This is a genomic window from Allobosea sp. P1_A7, assembly GCF_056406775.1.
Genome location: NZ_JBFTZN010000200.1, coordinates 1 through 10,876 on the forward strand (window position 1 = coordinate 1; position 10,876 = coordinate 10,876).

Consider the following 10,876-nt stretch of genomic DNA (forward strand, 5'->3'; position numbering starts at 1 on the left):
GCCGCAGGTCGGTATCGTCACGCGACGGTGAAGGGCCATGCAGGGCGAGCGCCTGTCGGAACGGCGGCGCCATGCTTATCTCGGGAGCAACTGTTGGAGGATGGAGCCGATCATGTTCTCCCTGCGCAAGAAGACGACCCTGCCCAGCCCGGACGAGGCCCTGCCCGGCCGGTCCGAGCCGATCCCGACAGCCGAGCGCCATTTCCTGAACGACCGCCCGTTGCAGGGCCCGTATCCCGCCGGGATGCAGAAGGCCCTGTTCGGCCTCGGCTGTTTCTGGGGGGCTGAACGCAAGTTCTGGCAGATCGAGCACGGTATCTGGGTCACCGCAGTCGGCTATGCCGGAGGCATCACACCCAATCCGAGCTATGAGGAGGTGTGCAGCGGGCTAACCGGGCATAACGAAGTCGTGCTCGTGGTCTTCGACCCGGCCAGGCTCTCCTACGAGGCCCTGCTCAAGACCTTCTGGGAGAATCCCGACCCGACGCAGGGCATGCGGCAGGGCAATGATGTCGGCACCCAGTACCGCTCCGGCATCTATGTCTTCGACGAGGCACAGAAGCTGGCTGCCGAACGCAGCAAGGCAGACTACCAGAGCGCCCTCGCCTCGCGCGGCTACGGACCGATCAGCACGGAAATCCTCGACGCGCCCGCCTTCTATTTCGCCGAGGACTACCACCAGCAATATCTCGCCAAGAATCCAGCAGGCTATTGCGGCCTCGGCGGCACCGGCGTCGCCTGCCAGATCGGCGTCGGCGTCGACGCCTGATCACGCCCAGCCCCGAACCGATAAGGAGGCCCCGCAGGCTCGCTTGCGGGGCTTCTTCGCATCATGGCAAGAAGCGTCGAGACGATCACGCAGGGGCAGGACGATGGGCGAGCGCGAGATGGAAGCCGGGAACGGACCCGTTCATCGGCCCTCGGTGGCGACCGAATCCATCCTCTTCGCCAGCCGCTGACTGCTCGCCCCGTTCTACATCCTGCTCGTGCTGGCCCTCGCCGGACTGCTGATCAAGGCGCTGCAGGAGGCGTTCCACGTCCTGAGCCATGTCTTCACCGCCAATGAAGCGGACGTGATCCTCGGCGTGCTGGCGCTGGTCGACCTGACCTTCACCGGCTCCCTGATCGTGATCGTGATCTTTTCGGGTTACGAGAATTTCGTCTCGAAGATCGATACCAATGCGCATCGCGACTGGCCGGACTGGATGTCGAAGATCGATTTCTCCGGGCTGAAGCTGAAACTGATCTCCTCGATCGTCGCCATCTCCGCCACCCAGGTGCTGAAGGCCTTCATGAACGTGAAGGGCACCAGCGACCGCGACCTGATGTGGTATGTCGCGATCCATCTCGTCTTCGTCAGCTCGGGCCTGTTGATGGCCCTCAGCGACCGGATTTCCGGCGATGCGCAGGGCAAGGCCGGCGGTGCAAACGGACACTGAGACGGGCCGCGCTGCACCGGGGGCCGCGACCCGCTCTGCCCCGAATTAGCCACACTGTTGCGCGCCCTGCGTGCAAAACGCGCCGGCATTGCCAGTCGCGCACTTGATCAGCCGGCAAAAGCTGCGAACACTCCCGGGTTCATAGGGAGCTTCCGTGACATGACCATGACTTTCAGATCGAAACTTGCGGCCGCAGGTCTTGTGCTCGGCGGCGTTGCGTTTGCAGCGGGCCTCGCCTTTGCCCAGGCGCCAGCCTTCTTCCGCATCGGAACGGGCGGCACGGCCGGCACCTACTACCCGATCGGTGGCCTGATCGCGAATGCGATCTCGGCGCCGCCGCAGCTCGTCGCAACGGCCGTCGCCAGCAACGGCTCGGTCGCCAATGTCAATGCGATCGTCGGCGGCGCGGCCGAATCCGGCTTCGTCCAGGCTGATGTCGCCTATTGGGCTTATTCCGGCACCGGCGTCTACGAGGGCAAGCCGAAGGTCGCCGATCTGCGCTCGATCGCCAACCTCTATCCCGAGTCGGTCCATCTCGTCGTCCGCAAGGCCTCGAATGTGAAGAGCGTCGCCGATCTCAAGGGCAAGAAGGTCTCGCTCGACGAGCCGGGCTCCGGCACGCTGCTCAACGCCAAGGCGATCCTCAACGCCTATGGCATTACCGAGAAGGACATCTCGGCCGAATTCCTCAAGCCGAACCAGGCAGCCGAGAAGATGAAGGACGGCTCGGTCGACGCCTTCTTCTTCACCGGCGGCTTCCCCGCTGCCGCGATTTCGGAGCTGGCCTCGACCGGCTCGGGCATCGACATCCTGCCGATCTCCGGACCGCAGGCCGAGAAGCTCTCCAAGGAGTTCCCCTTCTTCGCCGCCGACGAAATCCCGGCCGGCACGTACAAGGATGTCGGCGCGATCAAGACCGTCGCCGTCGGCGCGCATTGGGTGACCTCCGCCAAGGTTTCGGCCGACACCGTCTATGCCGTGACCAAGGCCCTGTGGAGCGACAAGGCCCGCGCCGCGCTCGATGCCGGCCATGCCAAGGGCAAGGCGATCCGCAAGGAGACCGCGCTGTCGGGCCTGCAGGGCGTGCCGCTGCATCCCGGCGCCGAGAAGTTCTACAAGGAAGCCGGGCTACTGAAGTAAGCCGCCGCGACCTCCCCTTTCCCGCATGGGAAAGGGGCCAAGGGAGACGGCGCGAGGCCTCACGCGAGAGGCCTCCGGCAAATCCTCCCCGTTCAGACCTCGCTTTCCCTCACCCCTGCCCCTCTCCCCATCCGGGAGAGGGGTTTGCCGTTGAGTTTTGACATGACAACCCAGCCCTCCGCCGCCGAACTCGCCAAGCTCGAGGAAGAACTCGATCCGGAAATGCAGTTCCGCAAGGTGCCGCATGGCACCTCGCTGATCATCGGCGGATTGCTGCTCGCACTCTCGGCTTTCCACTACTACACGGCCGGCTTCGGACTGCTGCGCGAGACGACGCATCGCGGCATCCATCTCGCCTTCGTGCTCAGCCTGATCTTCCTGGTGTTCTCGGCCCGCAAGAGCGATGCCCAGACGGTGCACGCCTCGACGCTGCGGCGGCCGGGGGGCGTGCCGCTCTACGATTGGATCTGCGCCGTCGCGGTGGCGATCTCGAGCCTTTACGTGCCCTGGATCTTCGAGGACATGGTCTTCCGCGTCGGCAATCCCTCTACGCTCGACGTCGTCATGGGCACGATCACCATCGTGCTGATGATCGAGGCGACGCGGCGCGCGATCGGCTGGGGGCTGCCGATGATCGCGCTCTTCGCCATTGTCTACGCGATCTTCGGCAACTGGTTTCCCGGCATCTTCCTGCACCCGGGCGCGACCTGGTCGACCCTCGTCAACCATCTCTATCTGACCAGCCAGGGCGTCTATGGCGTCGCGCTTGGCGTGGTCGCAACCTATGTCTTCCATTTCGTGCTGTTTGGCGTGCTCGCCACGCGGATCGGGCTCGGCCGGCTCTTCCTCGGCGTAGCGGCTGCGCTCGCCGGGCGCTTCGCCGGCGGACCGGCAAAGATCTCGATCTTCGGCTCGGCCCTGTTCGGCATGATCTCGGGCTCCTCCGTCGCCAATACCGTGACGGTCGGCTCGCTGACGATCCCGATGATGATCCGGCTCGGCTACCAGCGCCATTTTGCGGCAGCCGTCGAATCGACGGCCGCGACCGGGGGGCAGATCACCCCGCCGATCATGGGCGCCGCCGCCTTCCTGATGGTCGAATTCCTGAACCTGCCCTATGCGACGATCGTCATCGCCGCGATCATCCCCGCCTTCATGCATTTCTTCGGCGTGCTGATGCAGGTGCATTTCGAGGCGAAGCGCTCCGGCATGCGCGGCCTGACCGATGCCGAGATTCCGAATCTGCGCGAGGTCTTTGCCCGCGACTGGCCGACGATCGCGCCCCTCTTTGCGCTGATCCTGGTGCTGTTCACCGGCTATACGCCGTATCTTGCCGCGTTCTGGGGCATCACCGGCTGCATGCTGGTTGGCCTCGCGCAGTATCGCGCCGCCTCGGCCCTCGCCTTCGCGCTCGCCATCGGCCTTGCCGCGCCAACCGAGTTCCTGCGCGTGCCCGGCGTCAACGCGACCTTCACGCTCGCCTGTTTCGCGGTGATGGCGCATGGCGTGCTGATGCGCTCGGACGAGGGGCGCCGGCGCATGAACGACATGGTCGATGCCTTCATCCTCGGCGCCAAATACGCCATTGGCGTCGGCGCGGCGGCGGCGACCGTCGGCATCATCGTCGGCGTGGTGACGCTGACCGGCGTCGGCTTCAAGATCTCCTGGATCGTGACCTCGCTCGCCGATCAATGGGCCAAGGGCGTGCTCGATCTCGTGCCGTTCCTGCCCTTCGACATCAAGTCGGCGACGCTGTTCTTCACGCTGCTGCTCACCGGCATCGTCTGCATCCTGCTCGGCTGCGGCGTGCCCACCACGGCGAACTACATCATCATGGTGACGGTGGCCGCGCCGGCGCTCGGCCTGCTCGGCGTCAACCCGCTGGTGGCGCATTTCTTCGTGTTCTATTACGGGGTCCTCGCCGATGTGACCCCACCAGTCGCGATCGCAGCCTATGCCGGAGCGAGCATGGCCGGCGCCGATCCGTTCAAGACCGGCAACACCGCCTTCCGGCTGGCGCTCGGCAAGGTGCTGGTACCCTTCGTCTTCGTGTTTTCTCCCTCGATGCTGATCATGGCGCCGGGCTTCACCTGGACCGAGCTGATCGGCTCGACCGCGGCCTGCATCGCCAGCATCACCTTCCTCTCTGCCGCTTTCGCCGGCTGGTTCCTGGCCCCGCTGGCAATGTGGGAACGCGTTGTCGTCGGCATCGCCGCCCTGCCGATGATCCTGGCGACCCCGGCCAGTGTCCTGGCGGGGCTCGTCATCGCAGCCCCCGTCCTGCTGCGTCAGGTGGGGGCGCGGCGGGCCAGCGTGGCGCCGGCCTGAGTTCCCGATATGTTCTTGCCAGTGAGCTGAGCATTCGCTAGCCTCCCCCAAGGGAACAGGGAGGCGCGGATGGTCACGCGGGTCGCGACGGTTGCGTTCGAGGGCATCGAGGCGCGCGCCGTCGACGTGCAGGTCCAGGTCACAGCGGGCGGCGTCGCCTTCCTTCTGGTCGGCTTGCCGGACAAGGCGGTGGCGGAAAGCCGCGAGCGAGTGCGTGCCGCGCTGATCGCATCGGGACTGGCGCTGCCGGCCAAGCGCATCACGGTCAATCTGGCGCCGGCCGATCTGCCAAAGGAGGGCAGCCATTACGATCTCCCGATCGCACTAGCGGTCATGGCCGCCATCGGCGCGATCCCTGCCGATGCGCTCGCCGGCTATACAGTCCTCGGCGAACTTGCGCTCGACGGCTCCATCACCTCCGTCGCGGGCGTCCTGCCAGCAGCGATGGCCGCCTATGCCCGCGGACAAGGGCTTATCTGCCCCGCCGCCTGCGGCCCGGAGGCCGCCTGGGCTGCCGCCGATGTCGATATCCTCAATCCGCGCTCGCTGATCCAGCTCGCGAACCATTTCAAGGGTACGCAGGTGATGGCCCGGCCAGTGCCGTCCGTGGCCCGGCAATCCGGGCCCCTGCCCGATCTCGCCGATATTCGCGGCCAGGAAAGCGCGCGCCGCGTGCTGGAGATCGCCGCCGCCGGCGGCCATAATCTCCTGATGAACGGGCCTCCCGGTGCCGGCAAATCGATGCTGGCGAGCCGCCTGCCCTCGATCCTGCCGCCGCTTTCGCCGCGCGAACTGCTCGAGGTCTCGATGGTGCATTCCGTCGCCGGGCATCTCGCCGAGGGAGCGCTGACCGATCGCCGCCCCTTTCGCGCGCCGCATCACTCGGCCTCGATGGCGGCACTCGTCGGTGGCGGCCTGCAGGCCAAGCCCGGCGAGGTTTCGCTCGCCCATCACGGCGTGCTTTTCCTCGATGAATTGCCGGAGTTCCAGGCTCAGGCCCTCGACGCGCTGCGCCAGCCGATGGAGACCGGCGAGGTGCTGATCTCGCGGGCCAACCACCGCGCCATCTACCCCGCGCGATTCCAGCTTGTCGCCGCAATGAACCCGTGCCGATGCGGCAAGGCAACCGAACCGGGCTATGCCTGCCGGCGGCAGCCGAACGAGCGTTGCATGGCCCAGTATCAGACCCGGATCTCAGGTCCGATGCTCGACCGCATCGACATCGTCATCGATGTGCCGGCCGTAACCGCAACCGACCTGTTTCTGCCGGCCAACAGCGAAGGCTCGGCGGAGGTCGCGGCCCGGGTCGCCGTGGCGCGCCAGGTGCAGACGACGCGCTTCGAGGCGCTCGGCCTCTCCGAGATCGCGACCAACGCCGCCTGYCCCGCGCCCGTGCTCGACCAGATCGCCCGGCCGGACAATGCCGGCATTTCGCTCCTGCGCGACGCCGCCGAGGCCCTGAAGCTGACAGCGCGCGGCTACCATCGTGTTCTGAAAGTCGCGCGCACACTTGCCGATCTCGACGGCGAGATGAAGATCGGCCGGGTCCATCTCGCGGAGGCGCTATCCTACCGTTCACGCATCGATCAGGTGGCGCAGGCCGCATGACGTCGGAGAGTGCCGCATCCGTGCCGCCAGGTTAACGAACTCATTCAAACGATCGCGAAAGCAGCGTTCGCGCGCGAACGCTTTCTCAAGGGGACGAATACTAGACTGGCATCATGGAACTTCCATCTTTCCCAGTGGTCTGGGCTGTTCTCGCCAGCCTGCTGACCGTTCTGGCCGGCGTCGCCGCCGTGATGCAGCTACGCGCACGCAACCGCGTCGTGGAGCAAGCGCTGGACATGACCCAGGATCTGGAGAAGCTGACCGATCGTCTCTGGGCGTTGGCAGACAGCGAAGAGCGCTATCGCAGCCTGATCGAGGCCCAGGGCGATCTGATCGTCCGCCGGAACGAAAGCAGCATCGTCTACGCCAATGCGGCCTATGCCGCCCTTCTCGGAGCGAACGAGGCCGAGATCATCGGCAGCCGCACGGCACCACGCGTCATCGAGAGCCGACCTGCGCAGGCGCTGACCGACGGCACGCGGATCTTCGACGAATGCATTGCTTCGCCCGAGGGAGGCGAGCGCTGGATCTCCTGGGTCGAGACCATTGTGCCGGTCGCACTCGGCAAGACCGTGCTGCAGCGTGTCGGCCGCGATATCTCCGCCCGGATCGCCGGCGAGCAGGCGCTGGAGGAGGCGCGCAGCCGCGCCGAGAGCGCCAACGAGGCAAAGTCGCGGTTCCTTGCAACCGTCAGTCACGAGTTCCGGACGCCGCTCAACGGAATTCTCGGCATGGCCGACCTCCTGAACGACACCAGGCTCGACCCTGAGCAGACCACCTATGTCCGGGCACTCAGGACGTCGGGCGAAGCCCTGCTCGGCCTCGTCGACGACATCCTCGACTTCGCCAAGGTCGAAGCGGGCAGGCTGGAACTCGCCGAGGAGCGCTTCGATCTCGGCCAATTGGTCGAGACGGTCAGCGAATTGATGGCGCCACGAGCCCAAGCCAAGGGGCTCGAGATTGCGACCTTCCTCGCACCGGATCTCGCCTCGCACTGGATCGGAGACCGCGACCGGCTGCGCCAGATCCTGCTCAACCTCGTCGGCAACGCGATCAAGTTCACCGAAAGCGGCGGTGTCGGCATTCGCGTCGCCCGCGCGGGCGACGCCATCGCCATCAGCGTCTCCGATACCGGTCCTGGCGTTCCGCCAGGGCGATTGCAGGCGATCTTCGAGGAATTCGAACAGGCCGACAGCTCTGCGGCCCGTCGTCATGACGGCACCGGTCTCGGGCTCGCGATCGTGCGCCGGCTCGTGACCCTGATGGGTGGCTCGGTCACGGCTGAAAATGCGCCGGGATCGGGCGCGATCTTCCGCGTTACATTGCCGCTTCCGGAGGGCGGTGCAGGGGTGCGGGTTACAGTACTGCCGGAGTGGCGCGGCAAGCTGATCATGATCGCATCCGCCGCGCCGTTCGGCCCGGACTATCTCGCTGAAACCATGGAGATCGCCGGCGCATCGATCATGCGCGCCCGGAATGTGACAGAAGCGCTCGCGCTGCTCGCGGGCGCACGGCGCTTCGATGCCGCCCTGATCGACCAGGCCATCGGGGTCGATGAAGCGCGCGCCGTCGCTGCTGCCGCCCGGCAGGCCGGTGTCGGCGAGTGCCTGATCCTGATGTCTCCCTTTGAGCGCCGCCAATTCGGTTCACCGCTCGCTGGCGGGTTCACCGGCTTTCTCGTCAAGCCGGTCCGCGCCCGCTCGCTCTATGAGCGGCTTGCACCGCCCGCTCGGCCACGGCAGGAGACTCTGCCGCCCCGGGGGGTGACCCCGATCCAGACCAAGGACCCCGGTCCGCCTCAACTGACGGTGTTGATCGCCGAGGATAACGATATCAACGGTCTGCTCGTGACACGGACCCTTGAACGCCTCGGCTGCACGGCCGTCTGGGCTCGGGACGGGCGTGAAGCGGTCGCTCTCATCGAGGCCGGGCTCACGGGCAAGCGCGCGCCCTTCGATCTCATTCTGCTCGACATCCGGATGCCGGAGCTTGACGGATTGGAAGCCGCTCGTCGGATTCGCGCCCTGGAGGCCTCGCTCGGGCGGCCAAATTTGCTACCCATTGTCGCGGTCACCGCCAATGTCGCCGAGGAGGATCGGCAAGCCGCGCTGGCCGCCGGAATGAATGATTGCCTGGCTAAACCACTGGCCCGAGAGGCGCTTCGCGCCTGGATCGCGCGTGTCACCGGGGCGAGGCGCGTCACACTCCGCGCTTGACGGACAGTCACAACTCTGACGCAGTTCTGTCGCGATCCCGTAGGAACATCGGGACTAGCCTGGCGAACTGCAGATTCGACGGCACAGGGACGAGACGGACAATGGCCTTCGACATGTTGCGCGGCCTACGACAGCCGGCAAATCAGCTGCCAGCGGGCCACCCTCTCTTGTCGCGCTTCTCCCCACTCATGCTGATCACCGGCGACACCGTACGCCGCCTCAGTCGGAAGCAGGATCACCTGGGCGAAACGCTCGGCCGCTCCGGCTCGCTGGAAGTGCGGCTGGCGCGCGGCCCGCGCGAGATCTGGCGCGCGCAGCGACTGCGCTATCGGGTGTTCTACCAGGAGATGTCCGCAAAGCCGGATGTCGTCGCCCGCATGTTCCGCCGCGATGCGGATCGCTATGACGCGGCGTGCGACCATCTCCTCGTCATCGACCATTCGGCGCGCGGCCGGTTCGGCGGTCTGAAACCGAAGGTCGTCGGCACCTATCGCTTGATGCGCGAAGGGTCGGCTCTGCGGCTTGGCGGCTTCTACTCCCAATCGGAATTCGATCTTTCTGGAATGATCGAACGCCACCGCGGCCTGCGCTTCCTCGAACTCGGCCGCTCCTGCGTGCTCAAGCCCTATCGCACCAAGAAGACGGTGGAACTGCTCTGGCACGGCATCTGGGCCTATGTCCGGCACCATCGCATCGATGCGATGTTCGGCTGCGCGAGTTTTGACGGCACCGACCCGGATGCGCTGGCGCTGCCATTGAGCTTCCTGCATCACCACGCCCGCGCCGAGGGCGAGTGGTCCGCCACGGCGCGCCCGGAGCGTCATATTGCGATGGACCGGCTGCCGATCGAAGAGGTCGATGCCAAGGCGGCGCTGAAGCTGCTGCCGCCGCTGATCAAGGGCTACCTCCGGCTCGGCGCCCGCTTCGGCTCCGGTGCGGTCGTCGACAAGCAGTTCGGCACCACCGATGTGCTGGTCATCGTGCCGGTCTCGGCGATCGACCGGCGCTATCTCGACTATCTCGGCGACGAAGGGCAGCGCTACGCGGCTTGAGCAACGCTCACTCGCCTGCTGACGCCAGCGCCCGCAGCGCCTCCCTGTAAGTGGGGTAGCGCAGCTCATAGCGCAGTTCGCGCGTCACCAGGGCGTTCGAGACCCGCTTGTTCTCCCCGTAGAAGCTCGCAGCCATGGGCGAGAGCTTTGCCGGATCGAACGGCACTTCGGGGGGCGGAGTCAGACCCGTCAGTTCGGCGGCAAGCGTGATCACGTCCTGTGGCGGGGCCGGCTCGTTGTCGGTGACGTTGTAGACCGCGCCCGCTCGCGGCCTGGCCAGCGAAGCCAGCAGGATGCCGGCGATATCGTCGACATGGATGCGATTGAAGACCTGGCCAGGCTTGATCAGGCGGTTGGCGGTGCCGGCGCGGAGCTTGGTGATGGCATTGCGCCCGGGACCGTAAATGCCGGAGAGCCGGAATACCTGCACCGGCTTGCCACTGCGCTCGCCCAGGGCAAGCCAGGCTTCGTCGATTTCGAGGCGCTGCTTCGAGCGTCGGCTCGTCGGCCGGCATTCGGCGCCTTCATCGATCCAGGCACCGCCGTGGTCGCCGTAGACTCCAATGGTGGAGAGATAGCCGATCCAGCGCAGGTTCGGCGCAGCAGCCAGCGCCTCGCCGAGTCCGTTCAGAACCGGATCGCCCTCGTCATCGGGCTGGACCGAGACGAGGACCGCGTCAGCCTCGGCGACGGCCTGGGCCAAGGGGCGGGATACCGCAAAACCGTCATAGACCAGCGTATGCAAGCCCTCGCGACTAAGACGCCCCGCCTTCTCGGCCGATCGGACCGTACCGGTGACCTCCCAGCCCTCGGCTTGCGCCGCACGCGCGAAGAACCCGGCGGAGTAGCCGAGACCAAGAATGACAAGCTTCATGCGACGGGTTCCGGAGCGGAGAGAAAGGCAAGCCATTCCTGGCGGACGTCAGGATCTGCTTCGCCAGACAGCGCGGCTTCGGCAAGGCCGCGCGCACGCTCGGGCGCGAGCCGGATCAAGGCCCAGGCGGCCATGGCGCGCACCAGCGGCGAAGCGTCCGCAATCAGCCGCTCGGCGCTCGCGGCAAGATCCGGCCGGCCGCTATTGCCGATGGCGATC

The 10,876-nt window shown here is 66.3% G+C and carries 8 protein-coding genes and 1 pseudogene; 7 read left to right on the forward strand and 2 right to left on the reverse strand.

All coding sequences use genetic code 11. The features are described from left to right. Nucleotides 1–112: 112 nt before the first annotated feature. The 7 genes from msrA to olsB all read left to right on the forward strand — a co-directional run bounded on the left by msrA (nt 113) and on the right by olsB (nt 9,783). Nucleotides 113–769, forward strand: coding sequence for a peptide-methionine (S)-S-oxide reductase MsrA (msrA, locus tag AC1D34_RS26815; protein WP_476825835.1), 657 nt, complete (start codon nt 113–115; stop codon nt 767–769). Nucleotides 770–959: 190 nt separating this feature from the next. Next, a complete protein-coding gene (locus AC1D34_RS26820) occupies nt 960–1,439 on the forward strand; it encodes a TIGR00645 family protein (RefSeq protein ID WP_476825837.1) in 480 nt (159 codons plus the stop codon). Nucleotides 1,440–1,604: 165 nt separating this feature from the next. After that, nucleotides 1,605–2,579 carry a TAXI family TRAP transporter solute-binding subunit gene (locus AC1D34_RS26825; protein ID WP_441506421.1) on the forward strand — a complete coding sequence of 325 codons (975 nt, stop codon included), beginning with the start codon at nt 1,605–1,607 and terminating at the stop codon, nt 2,577–2,579. A 162-nt stretch (nt 2,580–2,741) separates the two neighbouring features. After that, nucleotides 2,742–4,907 carry a TRAP transporter permease gene (locus tag AC1D34_RS26830; RefSeq protein ID WP_476825836.1) on the forward strand — a complete coding sequence of 722 codons (2,166 nt, stop codon included), beginning with the start codon at nt 2,742–2,744 and terminating at the stop codon, nt 4,905–4,907. A gap of 69 nt (nt 4,908–4,976) precedes the next feature. Continuing rightward, nucleotides 4,977–6,515: a YifB family Mg chelatase-like AAA ATPase gene (locus AC1D34_RS26835; RefSeq protein WP_441490421.1), complete on the forward strand. Its 1,539-nt coding sequence runs from the start codon at nt 4,977–4,979 to the stop codon at nt 6,513–6,515. Between the two features lie 113 nt (nt 6,516–6,628). Then, nucleotides 6,629–8,731, forward strand: a complete 2,103-nt coding sequence (locus tag AC1D34_RS26840) for an ATP-binding protein (RefSeq protein ID WP_441490422.1) — start codon at nt 6,629–6,631, stop codon at nt 8,729–8,731. 188 nt (nt 8,732–8,919) lie between these two features. Continuing rightward, complete coding sequence (gene olsB, locus AC1D34_RS26845) at nt 8,920–9,783, forward strand: l-ornithine N(alpha)-acyltransferase (RefSeq protein ID WP_476825838.1); 864 nt, start codon at nt 8,920–8,922, stop codon at nt 9,781–9,783. A gap of 7 nt (nt 9,784–9,790) precedes the next feature. On the opposite strand, the gene AC1D34_RS26850 is transcribed toward olsB, so the two are convergent. Together AC1D34_RS26850 and AC1D34_RS26855 are read right to left on the reverse strand one after the other, a co-directional pair. Then, nucleotides 9,791–10,657 carry an SDR family oxidoreductase gene (locus tag AC1D34_RS26850; RefSeq protein WP_441490423.1) on the reverse strand — a complete coding sequence of 289 codons (867 nt, stop codon included), beginning with the start codon at nt 10,655–10,657 and terminating at the stop codon, nt 9,791–9,793. Then, nucleotides 10,654–10,876: pseudogene (locus tag AC1D34_RS26855) on the reverse strand (tRNA epoxyqueuosine(34) reductase QueG); the annotation flags it as partial. The pseudogene AC1D34_RS26855 and the gene AC1D34_RS26850, both read right to left, overlap by 4 nt.

Excerpts from the sequence above, each read along its gene's own strand:
- olsB (WP_476825838.1), top strand. The coding sequence starts at position 8,920 with ATGCTGATCACCGGCGACACCGTACGCCGCCTCAGTCGGAAGCAGGAT.
- msrA (WP_476825835.1), top strand. The coding sequence starts at position 113 with ATGTTCTCCCTGCGCAAGAAGACGACCCTGCCCAGCCCGGACGAGGCC.
- AC1D34_RS26830 (WP_476825836.1), top strand. The coding sequence starts at position 2,742 with ATGACAACCCAGCCCTCCGCCGCCGAACTCGCCAAGCTCGAGGAAGAA.
- AC1D34_RS26825 (WP_441506421.1), top strand. The coding sequence starts at position 1,605 with ATGACTTTCAGATCGAAACTTGCGGCCGCAGGTCTTGTGCTCGGCGGC.
- AC1D34_RS26840 (WP_441490422.1), top strand. The coding sequence starts at position 6,629 with ATGGAACTTCCATCTTTCCCAGTGGTCTGGGCTGTTCTCGCCAGCCTG.
- AC1D34_RS26850 (WP_441490423.1), bottom strand. The coding sequence starts at position 10,657 with ATGAAGCTTGTCATTCTTGGTCTCGGCTACTCCGCCGGGTTCTTCGCG.